Origin of the sequence: Hyphomonas sp. (assembly GCF_022844445.1) — a bacterium.
Taxonomy (GTDB): Bacteria; Pseudomonadota; Alphaproteobacteria; order Caulobacterales; family Hyphomonadaceae; genus Hyphomonas.
The window spans coordinates 143,191-163,067 of the sequence record NZ_JALHLS010000003.1; the positions used below are offsets into that span (position 1 = coordinate 143,191).

Consider the following 19,877-nt stretch of genomic DNA (forward strand, 5'->3'; position numbering starts at 1 on the left):
TCTAATCTCCTTTGACGGCGCGCCTGGCCGAAATACGCTTGCCGGGGGTCACGACGTCCAACCGACTCGCCCCAGGTCAAGCGCCAGCCTTTCCCGGAGACCGGATGCCCCCGTACATTCTGCCAATCGTCCTTCTGTCGATCTCCAACCTGTTCATGACGCTGGCCTGGTATGGCCACCTGAAGTTCAAGGCGGCGCCCCTGTTGCTGGTGATTTTCGTCAGCTGGGGCATCGCCTTTTTTGAGTATTGCCTTGCTGTTCCAGCAAACCGCTGGGGCCATTCGGTTTACTCGGCCGCCGAACTCAAAACGATCCAGGAAGTCATCACGCTGGTTGTTTTCGCGGGCTTCTCCGTCTGGGTCCTGAAGGAGCCTCTCGGCTGGAACCATGCCATCGGCTTCGGCCTGATTGCGCTGGGCGCCTGGTTCATCTTCCAGGGCAAGACCTGAAACGCGAACCGGCGGGGCCTGTGAGGACCCCGCCGGCTGTGCGCTGCGAAGTCGCCAGTTACTTGGTGATGTCTTCTTTGACTTCGGCAGCAGTTTCTTCGACAGCCTGGCCGCCGGCCTTCACATCCTTGCCCATGCCTTCGATCGTGTTGCAGGCTGTGACTGCCGGGATCAGGGCAATGGCAAACAAGGCAGCTACGAATTTTTTCATTGAATCAGTCTCCCGCAAGGTTGTTGATGGTCAAAGAATGAGGCCGCGCCCGTCGCAGGGCAAGACGGGGACAGGCTGATCCCGGCGCCGGTGTGGCGGAAATGTCTCAGTGCGCCCGGGCGCATTCCCCCGTTTTCAAGGCCTGCGACTCCCTGCTAAGGAGCGGCCATGAAAACAGCTGTGATTGTCTTTCCGGGCTCGAACTGTGACCGTGATGCGCATGACGCATTGCTCAAGGCCACCGGCAAGGCGCCGGCCATGGTCTGGCACAAAGACGGGGTGATTCCGGAGGGCACCGACCTGGTGATGGTTCCCGGCGGCTTCTCCTACGGCGACTACTTGCGATGCGGTGCCATGGCCGGCAATTCGCCGATCATCTCGCAACTGAAAGCGCACGCCGAACGCGGCGGTTATGTGCTTGGCGTCTGCAACGGCTTCCAGATCCTAACCGAAACCGGCCTCCTGCCAGGCGCCCTGGTACGCAATGCCTCGCTGCACTTTGTCTGCAAGCCGCAGAAGCTGAAAGTAGAGACGGCAAACACCGCCTTCACCAGCGGGTATACCGGTGGCAGCGAAATCATCATTCCAATTGCCCATGCCGAGGGCAACTACTACGCTGACGGCGCCATGCTCGACCGGCTCGAAGGCGATGGCCGCGTCGCCTTCCGCTATGCGCGGGGCGAAAATCCGAACGGCGCTGCACGCGATATCGCGGGCGTCCTTTCTGAGAACGGCCGCGTGCTCGGCATGATGCCCCACCCCGAACGCGCCATGGGCGGCGCCGAGTGCGGCAGCGACGGCGTTCGCCTGTTTGACAGCCTCATGGCAGCGGCGTGAACAATCAGGCCCCTGCCCTCCTCTTCCTACTTGCGGCGCTCGTGCTGCCCGCCTGCTCCAGAGTTTCCGACAGCGCCCCGCCCGAACCTGCAGCTCCGCTCGAGACGCCTCAAACTGCCGAAGACATCATTATCTCCGAACAGGACGAACGCGTCGGCCGGGGTCAGGCCATTGCTGAAACCGCGTGCGCCGGCTGCCACGCGATCGGCGCGGCGGATGAAAGTCCGCATCCGGACGCGCCTGCGCTTCGCCTGCTGAACCGGACCATTGACCTCGACACGCTGGATGCGCGTTTTGCGGCCGGCACGATCAGCGATCACCCGGATATGCCTGACTGGCAGTTTGAACAAATCGACGCCGCTGGTCTCGTCGCCTACCTGAAATCCGTGCAGACGAGCACACCCGAGTAAGGCCGTTCTGGACGCTCACCGAGCCTTCGGTTACGCCTTGAGTCATGACCCACACAGACCTCATCCACCGCCTGCCCAAGGCCGAACTCCATCTTCATATCGAAGGCAGCTTCGAGCCCGAGCTGATGATGCAGCTCGCCGCACGCAACAGGATCGACCTGCGCTTCAAGACGCTCGCCGAGGCGAAGGCCGCCTATAACTTCTCGAACCTGCAGGAATTCCTGGATCTCTATTATGAGGGCATGCAGGTGCTGCGCACGGAAGAAGACTTCCACGACCTCACCTGGGCCTACCTGCAGCGCGCCGCTTCGGATAACGTGCGCCACGTCGAGATGTTCTTCGACCCGCAGGCGCACACCGGGCGCGGCGTCCCGTTCGGCGTGGTGACAGAGGGTATCTTGGCGGCGCTGAAGCGCGGAGAAAAAGAACTGGGCGTCACCAGTTACCTGATCATGAGCTTTCTGCGCCACCTGTCAGAAGAAGACGGCTTCGCACTGCTCAGGGAATCCGACGGCTGGCATGACAGGTTCGTCGGCGTCGGCCTCGACTCCTCAGAGATGGGCCACCCGCCGTTGAAGTTTGAGCGGCTCTACAAGCGCTGCCGCGACATAGGCTTCAAGCTGTGCATGCACGCCGGCGAGGAAGGCCCCCCGGAATACGTCCGCCAGGCGCTGATCGAAATCGGCGTCGACCGCATCGACCATGGCAACCGTTCGATGGAAGACGCCGCCCTCATTCAGATCCTCAAGGACACGCAGACACCGCTGACCAATTGCCCGCTGTCAAACCTGTCTCTGTGCGTGATCAAGGACTTGAAGGACAGCCCCGTGAAGGCGCAGCTTGAGGCGGGCTTGATGGTTACGGTGAACTCCGATGATCCTGCCTATTTTGGCGGTTATATCGGACGCAATTACGAGAAAGCAGCAGACGCCCTCGGTCTCTCGGACGCTCAGGTGATACAGCTCGCCCGCAACAGCTTCACCGCGAGCTTCCTGCCGGACGCGGCGAAGGCGAAACACCGCGCCGCCGTCGAGGCGGCTGTTTCTTGAGATAGGAAGGGCGCGGCTGCCGGATCACTTGCCGTTTAGCTGTTCTGGCGGCGGCTTGCTGGGCCGGGGCCCAAGGCACCGGGTTGCAAGGGGCTTCAGTGCCCCCGTAAGCCATAGGCTCGGCGAGCAGCAGTGCGAGGGTGAGATGAGGCGTCGATGGGCTCCTGTGCAGCGGATTGCACAACAGGCCGACGCCGGCCTGCACCTGCGGTTGCACGCGCCGTAGAATGGCCCCTGCGAAGCCCAAGTTGGCTGGGGGCGCACTCTCCCCTTTCGACTCGCGGAAAGAGCGGCTAAAGCGCAGCGATGACCGACAAACAGACCATTCTCGCCCACCTTACCGCCGAGCAGGACGCTGCTGCCGGAGTCGAACATGGCATCAAGGCCGACGAGTGGGAGCGGCTGGTCTCACGCCTCGGCCGCAAACCAAACCTTGTCGAACTCGGCATCTATTCGGTGATGTGGTCTGAGCACTGCTCCTACAAGTCGTCCCGCCGCCACCTCGCGAAGTTCCCGACCAAGGGTGCACGTGTGATCCAGGGGCCGGGCGAGAATGCTGGCGTCATAGACATTGGCGACGGCCAGGCTGCGATCTTCAAGATGGAGAGCCACAACCACCCTTCTTATATCGAGCCCTATCAGGGCGCGGCGACCGGTGTGGGCGGCATCCTGCGCGACGTGTTCACAATGGGCGCCCGGCCCGTGGCGTTGGTCAACGCGCTGCGTTTCGGCGACCCCAGCCATCCGAAGACGCGCCAGCTCGTGTCCGGCGTCGTCGCCGGCATTGGCGGCTATGGCAACTGCGTCGGCGTGCCAACCGTGGCGGGCGAGACCCAGTTCGACGAAGGTTATAACGGAAACATCCTCGTCAATGCGATGGCCGTCGGCCTCGCAGACCAGGACAAGATCTTTTATGCGCGCGGCGCCCTGCCCGGCCTGCCGATCCTCTATGTCGGCTCCAAGACAGGCCGCGACGGCATTCATGGCGCCACAATGGCCTCGGCCGAGTTCACCGAAGGCGAGGAGGACAACCGTCCGACCGTTCAGGTCGGGGATCCGTTCACGGAAAAGCTGCTGATCGAGGCATGCCTGGAACTGATGGCGACTGATGCGATCCAGTCCATCCAGGACATGGGCGCCGCTGGCCTCACGTCGTCTTCGGTCGAGATGGCCGACAAGGGCGGCGTCGGTATCGAGATGAATCTCGACGCCGTGCCCCAGCGCGAGACCGGTATGACCGCCTATGAAATCATGCTGTCCGAGAGCCAGGAACGCATGCTGATGATCCTCAAGCCTGGTAAAGAAGGCGTGGCCAAGAAGATCTTCGACAAATGGGACCTCGACGCCGAAGTGATCGGCGTGACGACAACCACGGGCCGACTCGTGCTCAAGCAGTTCGGCCAGGTCGTCTGCGACATCCCTGTCGCCCCACTCGGCGAGGACGCGCCGAACTATGACCGTCCGTGGACGGAGCCCAAGAAGCGCCCCGACTTCGACATCACCAAGTATCCGGAACCGAAGGATTACGGCGCCGTGCTGGTAAAGCTGATGTCGACGCCTGACATGGCTTCCAAGCGCTGGGTCTGGGAGCAGTATGACCGGCACGTGATGGGCGACACCCTGGACTCTTCGCAATCCGGCGGCGATGCGGCCATAGTGCGCGTGCACGGCACGAACAAAGCCCTCGCCATCTGCTCGGACTGCAACCCGCACTACGTAGCTGCCGACCCCTATGAAGGCGGCAAGCAGGTCGTCGCCGAGGCCTACCGAAACCTCTCCGCCGTTGGCGCATTGCCGATCGCCATCACAGACAACCTGAACTTCGGCAACCCGGAAAAGCCCGCGACAATGGGCTATATCGTGAAGTCCATCGAAGGCATGGCCGAGGCCTGCCGCGCGCTCGATTTCCCGGTCGTCTCCGGCAACGTGTCGCTGTATAACGAAACTGACGGCAAGGCGATCCCGCCAACGCCCGTGGTCGGCGGCGTCGGACTGATCGATGACCTCTCGAAAACCGCGACGCTGAAAGGCGCGCAGGACGGCGACGCGCTGGTCCTGCTCGGCGAAGCGCCCGGGCATCTCGGTGCGTCGCTGTATGCGCGCACCTGGCTCGGCCTCAAAGGCGAAGACCTCGGCCCGCCGCCCCCCGTCGACCTCGAAGCCGAAAAGAAGAATGGCGGCTTTATCCGCAGCCTGATCAATGCCGGACTCGTCAATGCGGTCCATGACTGCAGCGACGGCGGCATCGCCTGCGCCGCAGCCGAGATGGCGCTCGCGTCCGGCATCGGCGTGCGCCTCGTCGGCAACCGCGAACCGGAAGACAAGCGCGACGAAGCCTGTCTGTTCGGTGAGGCCTCGGCGCTCTATCTGGTCGCCGTAAGCGAAGCGCAGCTGCGCAAATGGGATTCCAAGGGCTTCATGCCGGGCCGCCTCGGCGTATTCGGCGGAGACGCGGTCGTGCTGGAAACCGGCTGGGGCAAGGCCGCACCGGAGTTTGCCGTGAAGCTCGCCGACCTGCGCGCCGCACACGAAGGCTGGATGCCGGGCTACATGAACGCGGTTTGATGCGGAAACCGGACGGCAGTGCGGGCGATGCCAACTATGGCGAGATCGGTCGCAACTATTCTGCCTACCGCCAACCCGAGCCTGCCATCGAGGCTATGATCCGCGGCGCCCTCCGGGATTCGAATACCGTCCTGAACGTTGGCGCGGGCGCCGGATCCTACGAGCCGCGTGACCGCGCTGTCACGGCGCTGGAGCCTTCAGCGTCCATGCGCGCACAGCGCCCCGCCGATCTTCCGGAAGCCATCGATGGCGTCGCCGAACGCCTTCCGTTCGCCGACAAATCGTTCGACGCCGTGATGGCGACCTTCACCATCCACCAGTGGCCGGATCTCGAGGCAGGTCTCGCTGAAATGCGCCGGGTCGCCCGCGGACCTGTCGTAATCCTCACCTGTGATCCCGCCCAGGTGCAGGATTTCTGGCTGAACGACTATGCGCCGGCCGTCCTGGCTGCAGAGGCCCGCCGCTATCCCACGTTCGACAGAATACGCGCCGGTCTCGGCAGGCCTGCCGAATCCATGGCGGTGCCAATCCCTCTCGACTGCCGCGACGGCTTCAACGAAGCCTATTATGGCCGGCCGGAAATGTTCCTGGACGAAAAGGCGCGCCTCTCCTGCTCAGCCTGGAGCTTCGTTGCGCCCACGGTCGCCGCCCAGTACATCGGCGCCTTGCAGGCCGCGCTTGTCAACGGTGAATGGGACCGCAGGCACGGCACGTTGCGCAGCCAGCCAATCTTTTTCGGCTCACTTTACCTCGTCATCTCTGATACCTGAACGTAAAGCGCCCTTTCCCGCAAGCAGGAAAGGGCGCCTTTGCAGGCTCAAGTCCGGGTACGGATCAGTACTTGAACCCGATACCGAGCATCACACCGCTCGTGTCGGTGCTGTCAAACGAGTAGTAGGTGTAATCACCCTTGAGGTAGAGATTGTCGGTCAGGCCGTACTGCATGCCAGCGCCGAATGCCGGGCCGTCTGCGGAATCCTCAACACTGATATCCAGGCCGCCGGGGGTCTGCAGCGAGGCATCAAGGTCGATATAGGCATAACCCGCACGCGCATAAGCGCCGAGGCGCTCAGTGAGCGGAAGGGCTACCTTGCCATAGGCACCGACAAGATAGTTCAGCCCGAGATCGCCGGATGCGGCGATCACATCGCTGAGGTCGCCATCATTGTTGTCATCGAAGTTGAATTCATCTTCATCGGTGTTGAAGTCGAAATCGCCGTCTTCGATGCCGGTGGCGAGTTCGGCTTCGATGCTGAAGTTGGGGTTGAACGTCCAGCCGGCGCGGGCCGCGATGCCGTTGGTGTCAACGCCGCTTTCAGCGCCGTCCGGTTTCACGTCGAGATACTGGTAGCCGCCTTCCAGATAGAGGCCGGAGTCCTGCGCATAGGCAACAGTTGCAAGGCCCGCCGCAGCGGTTGCGAGAAGGATGGATCGGAACATGGGTTCTCCTTTGAGGAACGCTACTGAAAATCAGTGCCTGCCATTCGGGCGAGACAAGCGGAGAACGGGCGCGCCGGGGCATGGTTCCGCAGCCCCCTGACAGCGGGCGGCACCTGTTGCCCAATCAACACAGTGCAGGCTACCTCTCGCAATCGGCCGCGTGCGGTAAATGCAGTTGCGGCAGGCCTTTCGGCCTGCCGCACGCATAAATGTTGATCCGCTGGCGGATCATTGCGAAATTTTTATTTTGCCGGCACGAGATAGTCTCGTTTGCCGATCTGCACGCCTTGCGTCCGCAGGAGGCCATAGGCCATCGCTGCATGGAAGTGCAGGTTCGTCAGGATGAAGCTCTGCAGGTATTGCTCACCGGTCATCGGCATGGTGGCCTGCCCCATCGGGATCTGCAGCACCGTCTTGGCGGTCGCGTCGATCTTTGCGTCGTCTATGGCGTTCACGTAATCAATCGCCTTTTGGCAGCGCGCAATCAGTTCCGCGAAGGTTTGTTCCGTGTCCGGAAAGCTCGGCATGTCCAGGCCGGCGAGCCGCGCCGCGCCGCGCGCCGCCGTGTCGCACGCAATCTGTACCTGCCGCGGCAGCGCGAACATGTCCGGATAGAGCCTCTGCGCAAGCACGGCCGCTTCCTCGCACTTGATGGCGCCGACATAGGCCTCACCTTTGGCGAGAATGCCCTTAAGGGCGCCGAGAGTCTGGTTGGTGGACGATTTGAGAAGATAGGAGACCGTAGTGGTCATTCAGGCGTTCCTTCTGTTTGAGAGGGGGGCGGCGCAGGCGCACGGCGCGCTGCGAAGATTTCCGGCAGGCTTGCGTCTGCCGCATTGATAATGCTCACCAGCGTGTCAGCCGCTCGCACATAGAAGTCCAGCGTCAACGCTTCGAAATCGTCTGACGGGTGGTGATAGCCTGGATGATCCTCGACGCCGAAGTACAGGAACGGGATACCCGCTTGATGGAACACGCCATGATCGGACTGGAGCGTCCAGTCATTCGGGCCCTCCTCCGGCCGGTCATGGCCCTGCAACAGGGTAACGGGTGAACTCTTCGCAATCTCGGTGACCAGCTCTGACAGCGCAGGCGTGTGATACGTGCCAGCCGCATAGAGTTCGCCGACTTCGGAACGGCCAACCATGTCGAGGTTGATGTTGAGCGCGACGCGGTCCATCGGCACCTCGGGATCAAAAGCCAGCGCGCGGGCGCCCAGAAGGCCGATCTCCTCGGCATCGAGTGCGACAAAGAGGATGTCATGCTTTGGACGGCGCTTGACGAAGTACTCCGCCAGCGCCGTGAGCATCGCGGCACCGGAGGCGTTGTCATCCGCCCCATTGTAGATTTCGCCGTCCCTGATGCCGAGATGGTCGAAATGCGCCGTCACCAGAATGACCGGCCCTTGCCTCGGCGTATCGCCCGGCACCCAGCCGACGAGGTTCACGCCGGTTCCTGCGGTTTCTTCGGGCTTCTTCGGCAGGATGGTGAAAGACTGTTCCCACCCGCCCGGCAGGAACGGCTCGACGCCGGCATCCTCGAACCGCTTGCGGATGAACCCGCGCGCCGCGTCATTGCCCGGCATCGTCGCCCCCCGACCTTCGAGAGCGTCGGACGAAAGCACTTCGGCCAGGTGAAGCATGGGGCCCGGATCGACATGGATGGCCTCATAGGTCACGCCGGGCAGTCGTTCGGCCTCTTTGGGCCAGAAAAGCCACACACCGACCACCAGGGCCAGCATTGCGAACAGGCCGATGGCCATGTCCTTTTTCCAGTGTATCCGGTGCATCCCGCCGCCTTCTTGCCTGCGCATGCTTGACCCATAGGCCGCGCCGCCGCATGTGCCTAGTCACCCCACCGTGAGGCCGGAGACTAGCCATGGCGATGAGCTACGATACGCTGCTGAAATACCTTCAGGAAGGCTTCCCCGACGCCGAGATCACCCTGACGGACCTTGCCGGGGACAATGACCACTGGCAGGCCGAGATTGTCAGCGCCCGGTTCGCAGGCCTGCCCCGGGTGCGCCAGCACCAGCTGGTCTATGATGCCCTGCAGGGCCACATGGGCGGCGCTCTGCATGCCCTCGCGCTGAAGACGCGGGCGCCATAAGACTTCTCCAGATTGACGCGGCGGACGGTTCGCTGTCTGCTGAGACAAACCCCTGGGAGGGAGAATCCATGTCCAGACTGTTGAAAACGGTCAGCGCCGCTGCGCTCGGCCTTCTGCTTGTATCCTGCAGCCCGCATCAGGACCGCGCCGATCCGGCGGCGGTGGCGGCGGAAGAAGCGGCCATCGCCGCCCGCGTTTTTCTTGGCCGGGCTGAGACCGAAATGGCCGCCATGAACAAGGAGGCCGCACAGGCCTTCTGGAACCAGGCGACCAACATCACGCCGGAGACCAACGCCGCCGCCGCTGATGCCGGTGCGAAAGCGACCAAGCTTGTCATCTCGCTTGCCAATGAGTCCAAGCAGTTCGACATCACCATACTGCCGCCGGACCTTGCCCGTAAAATGCGTATCCTTCGCAGCGGCATCACCATCCCAGCCCCGTCGCGCGAAGGGGCCGCAGAGGAACTCTCGAAACTGACCACCGACCTTGATGCGGCCTATGGCACCGGAAAGTTCGAGTATCAGGGCAAGATGATCACGCTCGACGAGGCCTCCACGATCATCGAGACCTCGCGCAACCCTGCGGTTACCCAGGCTGTCTGGGAAGGCTGGCATACCGTCTCACCGCCGATGAAAGACAACTACGCCGCGATGGTCTCGCTCGCCAATGAAGGCGCGCGCGAACTCGGTTATCCCAGCCTCGATCAGATGTGGCTGTCCGGCTACGACATGCCGCCCGAAGACATGGAGGCCGAGGTCGCCCGTCTCTGGGGCCAGGTGGAGCCGCTTTACAAAGAGCTCCATTGCTACACGCGCACCAAGCTGAACCAGAAGTACGGCGACGCCATCCAGCCCGCCACCGGCCCGATCCGGGCAGACCTGCTCGGGAACATGTGGGCCCAGCAATGGTCGAACATCTACGATGTCGTCCAGCCGCCCACAGCGCCGCTGAAATATGACCTGACGGAACGCCTCGTGCAGCAGGGCTATACTCCGATCAAGATGGTGGAGACGGCGGAAGCCTTCTTCGTCTCCCTCGGCCTCGACCCGCTGCCCCAGACCTTCTGGGAGCGCTCGATGATCGTGCGCCCGGAAGGTAAGGAAGTGCAGTGCCACGCCTCCGCCTGGAACCTCGATGACGAAGAGGATGTCCGCATCAAGATGTGCACCGAGGTAAACTCGGAGGACTTCAACACCGTCCATCATGAGCTTGGACACAACTACTACCAGCGCGCCTACAAGGATCAGGACTTCCTGTTCAAGAACGGCGCCCATGACGGCTTTCATGAAGCGATCGGCGATTTCGTCGCTCTGTCGATCACGCCGGAATACCTGAAGCAGATCGGCCTGATCACCGATGCCGACATGCCGGGCCCGGATGCCGACACCGCCCTTCTGATGCAGACCGCGCTCGACAAGATCGCCTTCCTGCCCTTTGCGATTACGGTCGACAGCTGGCGCTGGGGCGTTCTCGCCGGCGAGACGCCGCCGGAGAATTACAACAGCTCTTGGTGGGAGCTGCGCCTGAAAAACCAGGGCATCGTGCCACCCGGGCCCCGTCCGGCCGACGCGTTCGATCCGGGCGCCAAGTACCACATCCCCGGCAACACGCCTTACCTGCGCTACTTCCTCAGCTTCATCATGCAGTTCCAGTTCCACAAGGCCGCCTGTGAGCAGGCCGGCTGGGAAGGCCCGCTGCACCGCTGCTCGATCTACGGGAACAAGGAAGTCGGCGCCCGATTCAACGAGATGCTGAAAGCCGGCAACTCGCAGCCCTGGCCGGATACGCTGGAAAAGTTCACCGGCACCCGCGAAATGGATGGCAGCGCCATCATTGAGTATTTCGACCCGCTGATGGGCTACCTCAAAGAGCAGAACGCAGGTCAGACCTGCGGATGGTAAATGCGGCCCGGGCGGCGTCCAAACCTTGACGCCGCCCGGCGCCCATCTCACATGACAGGCAAATCCGGAGATCTGCCATGACTGACCAGGCCACCCTCGACGCCATCGACAAGGCCGTCAAAAGCAATGACGTTGTCCTGTTCATGAAGGGCACGCCGACCTTCCCGCAGTGCGGGTTCTCGTCCACCGTGGTGCAGATCCTTGACTATCTGGGCGTCGAATACGTCTCCACCAACGTGCTCGAGAACGCCGCCGTGCGCGACGGCATCAAGCAGTACACCAACTGGCCCACCATTCCCCAGCTTTACGTGAAGGGCGAATTCATCGGCGGCTGCGACATCGTCAAAGAGATGTTCGAGAACGGCGAGTTGAAAGACCTACTCGCCGAGAAGGGCATCGAACTGGCCGAATAGGCCGCTCGCCGGCTGTCGGGCCGAAATTCGTCCGGCCCCCCTGATCCGGTTCTCCGGAAAACTGCGCCTCTGTCTTCAAGGCAGAGGAGTTTGCAAATGGCTGACCGGACCACAGTTACCACTAACGGCTCCTATGGCGGTAGCCTCACAGCGATCACCGAAGCCGTGCTCGGCACGGTCGCCGAAGTGTACGCCCGGGGCGGTCACGGGGCCGAACAGGTCGAGTTCTCCGCCTCGAACGCCGAAATGGGCTGGATGATGCCGGTGCCGATCACCCCAGGCGGCTCGGCCAGCACCACCGTCAAGCTGACGACCGAAGGCACCGCGACAATCTTCGCGAAGTTCACCGACAAGGTCGGCAACATTGCCGCGCAGGTCGAGCACATGATCCGCGTGACGCCGGCCCCCGCGAGACGCGCCGCCGCCCCACCCTCCCGCTACGGCTTCGGCGGCTCCCTCAGCGGCATCTCGGAAGCCGTCCTCGGCACTATCACCGATGTTATCGCGCAAGCCGGTGACGGCGTGGAGCAGGTGGAGTTTTCCGCCTCCAATGCCGAAATGGGCTGGATGATGCCGGTGACGATCTCTCCGGGCGGCTCCACCAGCGCCAGCGTGAAGCTCACCTCTGAGGGGACCGCCACCATCTTCGCCAACTTCAAGGACGCCCTCGGCAATATCAAAGCCGCCGCGCAGCACATCATCCGCGTCACCGCCGCACCGTCCAATCACCCGGCCCAGACCGGCCCACGCCTCGGCATGGGCGGCATCCTCAGCGGTGTTACCGAAGCGCTCCTCGGCACAGTGACCGAAGTCTACGCGCAGGGCAGCGGTGAGGCCGAACAAGTCGAGTTCTCCGTCTCAAATGCCGAGATGGGCTGGATGATGCCGGTCAACATCTCCCCGGGCGGCTCTGCCCGTGCCAGCGTCACCCTGTCCTCGGAAGGCACCGCCACCATCTTCGCGAATTTCAAGGACAAGATGGGAAACCTCCTCGGCACGGCGCAGCACCTGATCCGTGTTCTGCCGGATACGACCAAGTCCCAAAGCCCCACCGACATGGCGAGCCTGATGAATGCCCGCGCAGCGGACATTGTCAACCGTCTCGGCCGTAAGCCCTGACAGTTCAGAACCCGGCCAGAATCAGGCGGCGGCTTTTCTCCGCCCCTGTTTCAGAGTAGCAGGGCGCGCATGACCATCACGCCCCTCGCCCCCGCCCCGATCAAGGGCGCTAAGACGCCGAAAGTCGGCATCGTCTCACTCGGTTGCCCGAAGGCGCTGGTGGACTCAGAACGTATCATCACGCGCCTGCGCGCGGAGGGCTACCAGATCGCCCCGGATTATTCGGGTGCTGACCTTGTACTGGTAAACACCTGCGGCTTCCTTGACTCCGCCCGCGATGAAAGCCTCGCGGCCATCGGCGAGGCGATCGAGGCAAACGGCAAGGTAATTGTAACAGGCTGTCTCGGCGCCGAGCCGGACGTAATTCAGCGCGCACATCCGAAGGTCCTCGCGGTCACCGGCCCGCACCAGTATGAAGCGGTGATGGAGGCGGTGCACACCCACCTGACGCCCCCGCACAATCCGCACCTCGATCTCGTGCCGGAAAGCGGCCTGCGCCTCACGCCGCGCCATTACGCCTACCTCAAGATTTCCGAAGGCTGCAACAACCGCTGCTCCTTCTGCATCATCCCGAAACTGCGCGGCGACCTAGCCTCCCGCCCTATCCATCATGTGCTGACGGAAGCGGAAAAGCTCGTCGCTGCCGGCGTCAAGGAACTCCTCGTCATCAGCCAGGATACCTCCGCCTACGGCCTTGACGTGAAGTACAAGCCGGAAATCTGGCGCGGTACAGAATACGAAACCCGCTTCCTCGATCTCGCCAAGGGCCTCGGCAGTCTCGGGGTGTGGACGCGGATGCATTACGTTTATCCGTACCCGCACGTTGACAACATCATTCCGCTGATGGCCGAAGGTCTGATCACACCTTACCTGGACATTCCATTTCAGCACGCCTCCGCACCGGTGCTGAAGGCGATGAAGCGACCCGGCAACCAGGACAAGGTGCTTGCCCGCATTGCGAAATGGCGCGCCGATGTGCCGGACCTTGCAATCCGCTCCACATTCATCGTCGGCTTCCCCGGCGAGACCGAAGAAGACTTCCAGATCCTGCTCGACTTCATCCGCGAAGCGAAGATCGACCGTGCCGGTTGCTTCCGCTACGAGAACGTCGTTCATGCCGAAAGCGGCAAACTGGAAAACCACGTGCCGGAAGACGTAAAGGAAGACCGCTGGCACCGCTTCATGGCGGCGCAGGCTGAAGTCTCCGCGGCGCGCGCTGCCATGCAGGTCGGCAAGAAGCTGGATGTCATCATCGACGGCGAAGACGACCAGTCCCCGGGCGGCTGGATCGGCCGCTCCAAGGCTGACGCGCCGGAAGTCGATGCCGTAGTTTATGTGACCGCGAAGAAACCGCTGAAATCCGGGGATATCGTCCGCACCAAGATCACCGGTGCAGACGACTATGACCTTTACGGCGAAACCGCCTGATCCAGGCCGAGCAACACTCAACCTGAGCGGCGCCAAAGGACGGGCCACACCGAACCAGGTCAGCCCTCTCTCGTCCCTGCCCTTCGCTCGGGTTGACCCGTCCGAGGCAGCTGCGCTGGGAAACCAACGAAGGCCGGCTAACGTCTCAGCCGTGCCCCGGCTTCCTGCGCTTCGGCGACGCGCTTTGCCATAACCTTGTCCATGTTGCCGGCGACTCGGCTCAGCGTGTCATGGTCGGCGAGTTCAGGACGCCCGCAGCCATAAGGCGGCGCAGGCGCGTATTCGAGGCCGAGCGTCAGCGCCTTGGCATAGCCTTCGCCAGCAATCTCCGTCATCATCGTGAAGGCGAAGTCGATGCCCGCCGTCACGCCGCCGCCAGTGAAGATGTTCCCGTCACGGACGACCCGCGCCTCGTCGGGAATGGCTCCGAATTCCGTAAGCAAGCTGCGCCAGGCCCAGTGGCACGCCGCGCGCTTGCCCTGCAACAGGCCTGCCGCGCCAAGGATCAGCGAGCCGGTGCAGACGGACGTGATGTATTTTGCGCCCAGCGCAAGGCGGCGCACTTCGTTGACGAAGGTCTCGTCCAGCGCGGTCTCGGTCGCGTTCATGCCGCCGGGCACGCAGATCAGGTCGCAGCGCTCGATATCAGCGAGCTTCCGGGTGCGACCGATCACCAGGCCGCCTTCAGCTTCAATCTCGCCGCCATCACGGCTGGCGACAATCGTCGCGGCGCCCGGCAGGCGGCAGAGCACCTGGTGCGGGCCGGTAAAGTCGAGCTGGGTCAGGTTTGGATAGATCGCGAAAACCGTCGTAAAGGCGGGCTGGCTCATGTCAGGCTCCTTGCTGGCCCCGCATTTCTGCCCTAGAAGCGATTTGGCAGAAAGGACATAGTTCCCATGGTTTCCGCCAAATCAGCTTCGCGCAGTATCGGCGTCCTGATCTTCGATGGCTTCCAGCTGCTCGATGCCGCAGGCCCCATCGGTGTCTTCGAAATGCCTGCGCGCGGCCTGTCGCCGTCTCCTTACCGGCTGACCATCTACTCGCTGTGTGGCGGGCCCGTGCGTGCCTCCTGCGGCGTCTCGATGATGTCCGATGCCTTGCCTCCAAGGCTGAAGCTGGACACACTTATCGTCTCCGGCGGCGACGGCACGCGTGAAGCGTACACCGACGAACTCTTGCTCTCCGCGATCCGCGACCTCTCCACCCGCACGCGCCGCACCTGTTCGGTCTGCTCCGGCGCCTTCCTGCTCGCCGCCGCCGGCCTGCTCGAAGGGCGGAGCGCCACGACCCACTGGCGCCGCTCTGCCAAGTTCGAGCGCGCCTTCCCCGGCACGCGCCTCCTCGCGGACCGCATCTATGTGCGCGACGGCAAGTTCTGGACCTCCGCCGGAATCACGGCCGGCATCGACCTCGCGCTCGCACTGGTCGAGGACGATCTCGGCGAAGACGTCGCCCGCCGCGCCGCGCGCGAACTCGTCGTCCACCAGCGCCGCGCCGGCGGCCAATCCCAGTTCTCCGTGATGCAGGACATGCGCCTCGCCTCAGGCCGGTTCGATGAGCTGATCGGCTGGGTACGGACGAATCTTGCCCTCCCGCTGGATGTCGACACGCTCGCCGCCCGCGCTGCCATGAGCCCGCGCAACTTCGCCCGCGTCTTTCGCAACGAAACCGGCGCGACGCCTGCGCGCTTCGTCGAGAAGCTCCGCCTGGAAGCGGCGCGCCAGAGCGTGGAGACAACCAGGCTTTCGCTCCAGCAGATCGCCGCCGAGACGGGCTTTGGTGATCCGGAGCGGATGCGGGTTGCCTTCATCCGCGCCTATGGCCAGCCGCCGATGGTCCTGCGCCGCCAGAACCGGGCCAAGAGCCCTGTTTGATCAGCATTTTCAAGTTTATCGAAAAACAACGATTGACATATCGTATTTCGATATCCAATACAGTGTCATCGCCCTTGAGAGGACACCCAAGATGAAAAAAGCCCTGACCGCCCTCGCCAGCATTGCCCTTCTGGCCGGCCCTGGCGCGCTCGCCGAAGGCAAGGCTTTCGAGGCCAAACCCTTCACCCGCATCGACGTCGATGGCGCCATGAACGTCGTCTACAAGGCCGGCCCGAATACGCGCGTCGTGGTCGAATCCAGCGATGGCGACTATTCCGATGCCAAGATCAGCAATGACGGCGAAACGCTGATCGTGTCGCGTGTCAGCCTCACCTCCAAGGGCGGCTGGTTCTTTTGGAACCGCTCTGTCAGCGTCTCTGACGACGGCAAGACCATCAAGGTCAACGGCAAGAAGAAGCCGGTCTACAACGTGACGGTTACCGGTCCCGACCTTGAAGGCGTGAAGGCCTCGCAGTCGTCGCGCTTCACGGCGCAGTCCATCGATTCCGACGCCTTTGACGCCGGCGCCTCGTCCAGCGCCGAGATGACCCTTGGAGGGACGGCGCGCGCCGCCTCGCTCAAGGCATCGTCGTCAGGCGAAATCAATGCACGCACCCTCAAGGCGGTTTCGGTATCGATCGATGCCTCCTCCAGCGGCGAAGTCGATGCCCAGGTCACAGGCGCCGGCGAGAACACATTGAACGCCTCCTCCGCCGGCGACATCAGCCTTGTGTCTGCCGCTGCGGGGTCTTTCAATGTTAACGCCTCCTCCGGTGGCAGCATTGACCTCTCCGGCGCTTGCAAGGGGATCATCGCCGAAGCGTCTTCAGGCGCTGAGATCGATGGCAACGAACTGCGTTGTGCCACGGCCACCGGCAAGGCATCGAGCGGCGGACAAGTTGACCTTTACGCCTCCGAGAGCGCCAAGGGCTCGGCCTCAAGCGGCGGCGACGTGACGTTCCGCGGCGCGCCGAAGTCGCAGGACGCTTCGAAGTCCAGCGGCGGTTCGGTCGCATTCAAGAGCTGAACGGCGCCTCCCGGCCTCAGCCAAAATCAAAGGACTCGGGCTTCAGGCCCGGGTCTTTCCATTTAAGGTCCATGCCTTCCAGAGCGCCGCGGACCAAGCGGGCAATCGCGGCGTTGCGGCGCGTCCGGCTGTCAGAGGGCACGATGTGCCAGGGCGCATGACGGGTCGAGCAGCGGTGAATCGCGAGTTCATAGGCCTGCATGAATTCCGCCCAGCGCGAGCGATCATCCAGATCAACCGGGTTGAACTTCCAGAGCTTGTGGGTCTCCTCAAGGCGTTCCTTTAGCCGGATACCCTGCTCCTCATACCCGATATTGAGCATGAACTTCAGCACTGTCGTGCCGTTCTCGCTGAGGTGTTTCTCGAAGGCGTTGATCTGCTCGTAGCGCTTCTCGACTTCCTCCAGCGGTGCGAACTGACGCACGCGCACGACGAGCACGTCTTCGTAGTGCGACCGGTCAAAGATCCCGACATGCCCCCGGCGTGGTACCGCATTGTGGACGCGCCAGAGATAGTCGCGGGCAAGCTCCTCGCTACTGGGCGCCTTGAAGGCTTTTACTTCCATGCCGAGCGGCGTCGTCTCCGAGAAGACAGACTTGATCGTGCCGGACTTGCCGGCCGTGTCCATGCCCTGGAGGATCACGAGGAGCGAGCGGCGGCCTTCGGCATAGAGCATGTCCTTCAGCTCGTTGATGACCGCTGCGTCCTTCTTGAGGCTCGTCTCCGCCTCGGCCTTGTCGGCGAAGACGTCCCGGCCGGACGTGTCCCGCTTCGACAGATCGAAGGGCTTGCCGGGCGGCGCGACGAGCGCCTTGCGGACGGCGGCGATCGAGGGAATGGCCATGGCGCGGTATCCTGAAATGAAAAGGCCGCACCAGTCTGGCGCGGCCTTCCCGAAACTTCAAGGAATTCAGATGGTTTAGGAGGAGTAGAACTCGACCACCTGAGCCGGTTCCATCTTCACCGGGTAGGGCACATCCGAGAGAACCGGAATGCGCTTGAACTGCGCGGTCATCGCTTTGGGGTCGACTTCCACGTAATCCGGGATGTCGCGCTCGCCGCTGCCGAGGGCTTCGAGGACGAGGGCGAGGTTGCGCGACTTCTCGCGAACCTGGACAATGTCACCCGGCTTCAGGCGTGCGGAGCCGATATTGCAGCGTTTGCCGTTCACGGTGACGTGGCCGTGGTTGACGAACTGGCGGGCGGCAAAGATCGTCGGGACGAACTTGGCGCGGTAAACGATGGTGTCGAGGCGCGACTCGAGGATGCCGATCAGGTTCTCGGCCGAGTTGCCCTTCATCCTGGCAGCGTCTTCGTAGATTTTCGAGAACTGCTTCTCGGTGATGTCGCCGTAATAGCCCTTCAGCTTCTGCTTCGCCATCAGCTGCATGCCAAAGTCAGAGACCTTGTTGCGGCGGTTCTGGCCGTGCTGGCCAGGCTTGTAGGCGCGCTTGTTGAAGGGAGACTTGGGGCGGCCCCAGATGTTTTCACCGACCCGACGGTCGATTTTGTACTTCGCGCTATGGCGACGTGACATGGCAGTACCTCAGTTTTCAGCGCGGGCCGGTGGGCTCAGCTCGTTCGAGCCCACGATTACAACGGCGGCTCCGCACCACCCCGTCATGAAGTCGCGGGTAAAACACCAATCTGACGCTCGCGTCAAGCGCGGGGACTGCTAGTGTGGCCTCACAAAAGGGAGGAATACATGGGCCAGGTTAACGGTAAAATTGCAATAGTTACAGGTGCTTCCAGCGGAATCGGGCGGGCAGCGGCCATTACGCTCGCCCGCGAGGGCGCGAAAGTCATGGCCACTGACGTTGACGAAGCGGGCCTTAAAGAGACCCAAAGCCTGATTTCCAAGGCTGGCGGGACGGTCGCCATTGCGAAACAGGACGTCACCGACGAGCAACGCTGGGACGCCATTTTCGCCGAGACGACCAGCCTGTTCGGTACACCCAACGTGCTGGTGAACAATGCCGGGATCGCGATTGCCGGGGCGCTGATGGACTATTCGCTGGCCGACTGGCAGCGACAGATGGCGGTCAATACCGACAGCGTCTTCCTCGGCACCCGCGCGGCGATGCGGGCGATGAAAACCGAGGGAGGCTCGATCATCAACCTTTCTTCGGTGGCGGGGCTTCGCGGCTCGCCGGGTGTGGCGGCCTACTGCGCTTCCAAGGGCGCGGTGCGGTTGTTCACGAAGGCAGCGGCGGTCGAATGCGGCGCGCTGGGGCTTAAGATCCGGGTCAACTCGGTCCACCCCGGCATCATCGACACGCCGATCTGGCAGAAGGAAATCACGCGCGTCACAGAGACCATGAGCGCCGAACAGAAAGGCGCTCTGACCGCCCATTCCGGCGGCAACGCGCTCGATCCGAACATTGTTGCGCTCGGCGGCACGCCGATGGGACGCGCGGGCAAGCCGGAAGAAGTGGCCGAGCTGATTCTGTTCCTGGCGTCGGACGCATCAAGCTTCTCGACCGGGCAGGAACACATCGTGGATGGCGGCCTGACGGCGCGGTAAGCGCGCAGCCATCAGGACCGGACGCGGGGTTACCCGGCCGGTTGAGGTTGGTTTTGCTTGATGAAGACCCTCACGTCCCATTGCGCAGCAACCGGAAGTGAGGGTCTTGTGACCAGGACGTATCGGGCTTTGAGGGCCGAGCCCCCGGCGTCAACACGCGCAGCGCAGCCACCGGCACCGCCTTGGCTGCAGAGGATGAGGGCGCGCAGTGTCTCCCGGGATGCGGGTATGGCGCTGGCCTTTGCAGGATCGTCCCCGCTTCTGCCTTCGGGAACTTATGCTCTGCAGGCGGACGGGTCAGCGACTTTGGCGCCCGTGCAACGATGCAGATGGCCCCACCCATTGATGGCGCCGAGGAGGCAATTGAAGCTGCCGGCCATCTTGCCGCGGAAGATGCAGCCGATCTGCCAGCAAAACATTGGCCGGAAGAGCCGGAAAACCCGCCGCAGCCGCCAGGCGAAGACCGCAGACAAAAGGGCAGCCTGGACGCTCGGCATGGAAGGAGCTCAACCCGGGCCGGA

General features: G+C 62.9%; 21 protein-coding genes. 14 read left to right on the forward strand and 7 right to left on the reverse strand.

The features are described from left to right. Positions 1-104 precede the first annotated feature (104 nt). Positions 105-449: a DMT family protein gene (locus Q0C17_RS05345; RefSeq protein ID WP_291202468.1), complete on the forward strand. Its 345-nt coding sequence runs from the start codon at positions 105-107 to the stop codon at positions 447-449. Positions 450-507: 58 nt separating this feature from the next. Here the strand turns inward: Q0C17_RS05345 and Q0C17_RS05350 are convergent, their stop codons facing one another. Continuing rightward, a complete protein-coding gene (locus Q0C17_RS05350; RefSeq protein ID WP_291202471.1) occupies positions 508-660 on the reverse strand; it encodes an entericidin A/B family lipoprotein in 153 nt (50 codons plus the stop codon). Between the two features lie 168 nt (positions 661-828). Between Q0C17_RS05350 and purQ the strand changes: the two genes are divergently transcribed. The 5 genes from purQ to Q0C17_RS05375 all read left to right on the forward strand — a co-directional run bounded on the left by purQ (position 829) and on the right by Q0C17_RS05375 (position 6,291). Continuing rightward, positions 829-1,497, forward strand: a complete 669-nt coding sequence (purQ, locus tag Q0C17_RS05355; RefSeq protein WP_291202474.1) for a phosphoribosylformylglycinamidine synthase subunit PurQ — start codon at positions 829-831, stop codon at positions 1,495-1,497. Further along, the gene (locus Q0C17_RS05360; RefSeq protein WP_291202477.1) at positions 1,494-1,907 is read left to right on the forward strand and encodes a cytochrome c; all 414 of its coding nucleotides are present in this window, start codon (positions 1,494-1,496) and stop codon (positions 1,905-1,907) included. Before purQ ends, Q0C17_RS05360 begins: the two co-directional genes overlap by 4 nt. A gap of 44 nt (positions 1,908-1,951) precedes the next feature. After that, the gene (locus tag Q0C17_RS05365) at positions 1,952-2,956 is read left to right on the forward strand and encodes an adenosine deaminase (protein ID WP_291202480.1); all 1,005 of its coding nucleotides are present in this window, start codon (positions 1,952-1,954) and stop codon (positions 2,954-2,956) included. A gap of 306 nt (positions 2,957-3,262) precedes the next feature. Beyond that, positions 3,263-5,521: a phosphoribosylformylglycinamidine synthase subunit PurL gene (gene purL, locus Q0C17_RS05370; protein ID WP_291202483.1), complete on the forward strand. Its 2,259-nt coding sequence runs from the start codon at positions 3,263-3,265 to the stop codon at positions 5,519-5,521. Continuing rightward, the gene (locus Q0C17_RS05375) at positions 5,521-6,291 is read left to right on the forward strand and encodes a class I SAM-dependent methyltransferase (RefSeq protein ID WP_291202486.1); all 771 of its coding nucleotides are present in this window, start codon (positions 5,521-5,523) and stop codon (positions 6,289-6,291) included. Before purL ends, Q0C17_RS05375 begins: the two co-directional genes overlap by 1 nt. A 64-nt stretch (positions 6,292-6,355) precedes the next feature. Here the strand turns inward: Q0C17_RS05375 and Q0C17_RS05380 are convergent, their stop codons facing one another. The 3 genes from Q0C17_RS05380 to Q0C17_RS05390 form a co-directional block, all read right to left on the reverse strand. Continuing rightward, a complete protein-coding gene (locus tag Q0C17_RS05380; RefSeq protein ID WP_291202489.1) occupies positions 6,356-6,961 on the reverse strand; it encodes a porin family protein in 606 nt (201 codons plus the stop codon). Between the two features lie 242 nt (positions 6,962-7,203). Continuing rightward, positions 7,204-7,713 (reverse strand): DUF1993 family protein, encoded by a 510-nt coding sequence (locus Q0C17_RS05385; RefSeq protein WP_291202492.1) that lies wholly within the window; start codon positions 7,711-7,713, stop codon positions 7,204-7,206. Next, on the reverse strand, positions 7,710-8,750 hold the full coding sequence (locus Q0C17_RS05390; protein WP_291202495.1) for a M28 family peptidase: 1,041 nt from the start codon (positions 8,748-8,750) through the stop codon (positions 7,710-7,712). The genes Q0C17_RS05385 and Q0C17_RS05390 overlap by 4 nt, the downstream gene beginning before the upstream one ends. 89 nt (positions 8,751-8,839) lie before the next feature. Here Q0C17_RS05390 and Q0C17_RS05395 point away from each other — a divergent pair, with 89 nt between their 5' ends. From Q0C17_RS05395 to rimO, 5 genes are all read left to right on the forward strand, one after another. Beyond that, complete coding sequence (locus tag Q0C17_RS05395; RefSeq protein ID WP_291202498.1) at positions 8,840-9,070, forward strand: BolA family transcriptional regulator; 231 nt, start codon at positions 8,840-8,842, stop codon at positions 9,068-9,070. Positions 9,071-9,138: 68 nt separating this feature from the next. Further along, positions 9,139-10,971, forward strand: coding sequence for a M2 family metallopeptidase (locus tag Q0C17_RS05400; RefSeq protein WP_291202501.1), 1,833 nt, complete (start codon positions 9,139-9,141; stop codon positions 10,969-10,971). Positions 10,972-11,048: 77 nt separating this feature from the next. Next, a complete protein-coding gene (grxD, locus tag Q0C17_RS05405; protein ID WP_291202504.1) occupies positions 11,049-11,384 on the forward strand; it encodes a Grx4 family monothiol glutaredoxin in 336 nt (111 codons plus the stop codon). Positions 11,385-11,480: 96 nt separating this feature from the next. Continuing rightward, positions 11,481-12,503 (forward strand): hypothetical protein, encoded by a 1,023-nt coding sequence (locus Q0C17_RS05410; protein WP_291202507.1) that lies wholly within the window; start codon positions 11,481-11,483, stop codon positions 12,501-12,503. A gap of 69 nt (positions 12,504-12,572) precedes the next feature. Further along, a complete protein-coding gene (rimO, locus tag Q0C17_RS05415) occupies positions 12,573-13,931 on the forward strand; it encodes a 30S ribosomal protein S12 methylthiotransferase RimO (protein WP_291202510.1) in 1,359 nt (452 codons plus the stop codon). A gap of 137 nt (positions 13,932-14,068) precedes the next feature. Here the strand turns inward: rimO and Q0C17_RS05420 are convergent, their stop codons facing one another. Continuing rightward, positions 14,069-14,761 (reverse strand): DJ-1/PfpI family protein, encoded by a 693-nt coding sequence (locus Q0C17_RS05420; RefSeq protein WP_291202513.1) that lies wholly within the window; start codon positions 14,759-14,761, stop codon positions 14,069-14,071. Between the two features lie 66 nt (positions 14,762-14,827). On the opposite strand from Q0C17_RS05420, the gene Q0C17_RS05425 reads away from it, so the two are divergent. Both Q0C17_RS05425 and Q0C17_RS05430 read left to right on the forward strand, forming a co-directional pair. Next, positions 14,828-15,805: a GlxA family transcriptional regulator gene (locus tag Q0C17_RS05425; RefSeq protein ID WP_291202516.1), complete on the forward strand. Its 978-nt coding sequence runs from the start codon at positions 14,828-14,830 to the stop codon at positions 15,803-15,805. 91 nt (positions 15,806-15,896) lie between these two features. Continuing rightward, positions 15,897-16,832: a DUF2807 domain-containing protein gene (locus Q0C17_RS05430; RefSeq protein ID WP_291202519.1), complete on the forward strand. Its 936-nt coding sequence runs from the start codon at positions 15,897-15,899 to the stop codon at positions 16,830-16,832. A gap of 16 nt (positions 16,833-16,848) precedes the next feature. Here Q0C17_RS05430 and Q0C17_RS05435 read toward each other — a convergent pair whose 3' ends face one another. Continuing rightward, positions 16,849-17,676 (reverse strand): polyphosphate kinase 2 family protein, encoded by an 828-nt coding sequence (locus Q0C17_RS05435; protein WP_291202522.1) that lies wholly within the window; start codon positions 17,674-17,676, stop codon positions 16,849-16,851. A 75-nt stretch (positions 17,677-17,751) separates the two neighbouring features. Then, on the reverse strand, positions 17,752-18,369 hold the full coding sequence (rpsD, locus tag Q0C17_RS05440) for a 30S ribosomal protein S4 (RefSeq protein WP_291202525.1): 618 nt from the start codon (positions 18,367-18,369) through the stop codon (positions 17,752-17,754). A gap of 168 nt (positions 18,370-18,537) precedes the next feature. On the opposite strand from rpsD, the gene Q0C17_RS05445 reads away from it, so the two are divergent. After that, the gene (locus tag Q0C17_RS05445) at positions 18,538-19,356 is read left to right on the forward strand and encodes an SDR family oxidoreductase (protein WP_291202528.1); all 819 of its coding nucleotides are present in this window, start codon (positions 18,538-18,540) and stop codon (positions 19,354-19,356) included. Positions 19,357-19,877 lie beyond the last annotated feature (521 nt).

What these genes read in the sequence shown, in the direction of transcription:
- Q0C17_RS05345 (WP_291202468.1), top strand. Translation starts at nt 105, where the DNA reads ATGCCCCCGTACATTCTGCCAATCGTCCTTCTGTCGATCTCCAACCTG.
- Q0C17_RS05350 (WP_291202471.1), bottom strand. Translation starts at nt 660, where the DNA reads ATGAAAAAATTCGTAGCTGCCTTGTTTGCCATTGCCCTGATCCCGGCA.
- purQ (WP_291202474.1), top strand. Translation starts at nt 829, where the DNA reads ATGAAAACAGCTGTGATTGTCTTTCCGGGCTCGAACTGTGACCGTGAT.
- Q0C17_RS05365 (WP_291202480.1), top strand. Translation starts at nt 1,952, where the DNA reads ATGACCCACACAGACCTCATCCACCGCCTGCCCAAGGCCGAACTCCAT.
- purL (WP_291202483.1), top strand. Translation starts at nt 3,263, where the DNA reads ATGACCGACAAACAGACCATTCTCGCCCACCTTACCGCCGAGCAGGAC.
- Q0C17_RS05375 (WP_291202486.1), top strand. Translation starts at nt 5,521, where the DNA reads ATGCGGAAACCGGACGGCAGTGCGGGCGATGCCAACTATGGCGAGATC.
- Q0C17_RS05380 (WP_291202489.1), bottom strand. Translation starts at nt 6,961, where the DNA reads ATGTTCCGATCCATCCTTCTCGCAACCGCTGCGGCGGGCCTTGCAACT.
- Q0C17_RS05385 (WP_291202492.1), bottom strand. Translation starts at nt 7,713, where the DNA reads ATGACCACTACGGTCTCCTATCTTCTCAAATCGTCCACCAACCAGACT.
- Q0C17_RS05390 (WP_291202495.1), bottom strand. Translation starts at nt 8,750, where the DNA reads ATGCACCGGATACACTGGAAAAAGGACATGGCCATCGGCCTGTTCGCA.
- Q0C17_RS05395 (WP_291202498.1), top strand. Translation starts at nt 8,840, where the DNA reads ATGGCGATGAGCTACGATACGCTGCTGAAATACCTTCAGGAAGGCTTC.
- Q0C17_RS05400 (WP_291202501.1), top strand. Translation starts at nt 9,139, where the DNA reads ATGTCCAGACTGTTGAAAACGGTCAGCGCCGCTGCGCTCGGCCTTCTG.
- grxD (WP_291202504.1), top strand. Translation starts at nt 11,049, where the DNA reads ATGACTGACCAGGCCACCCTCGACGCCATCGACAAGGCCGTCAAAAGC.
- Q0C17_RS05410 (WP_291202507.1), top strand. Translation starts at nt 11,481, where the DNA reads ATGGCTGACCGGACCACAGTTACCACTAACGGCTCCTATGGCGGTAGC.
- rimO (WP_291202510.1), top strand. Translation starts at nt 12,573, where the DNA reads ATGACCATCACGCCCCTCGCCCCCGCCCCGATCAAGGGCGCTAAGACG.
- Q0C17_RS05420 (WP_291202513.1), bottom strand. Translation starts at nt 14,761, where the DNA reads ATGAGCCAGCCCGCCTTTACGACGGTTTTCGCGATCTATCCAAACCTG.
- Q0C17_RS05425 (WP_291202516.1), top strand. Translation starts at nt 14,828, where the DNA reads ATGGTTTCCGCCAAATCAGCTTCGCGCAGTATCGGCGTCCTGATCTTC.
- Q0C17_RS05430 (WP_291202519.1), top strand. Translation starts at nt 15,897, where the DNA reads ATGAAAAAAGCCCTGACCGCCCTCGCCAGCATTGCCCTTCTGGCCGGC.
- Q0C17_RS05435 (WP_291202522.1), bottom strand. Translation starts at nt 17,676, where the DNA reads ATGGCCATTCCCTCGATCGCCGCCGTCCGCAAGGCGCTCGTCGCGCCG.
- rpsD (WP_291202525.1), bottom strand. Translation starts at nt 18,369, where the DNA reads ATGTCACGTCGCCATAGCGCGAAGTACAAAATCGACCGTCGGGTCGGT.
- Q0C17_RS05445 (WP_291202528.1), top strand. Translation starts at nt 18,538, where the DNA reads ATGGGCCAGGTTAACGGTAAAATTGCAATAGTTACAGGTGCTTCCAGC.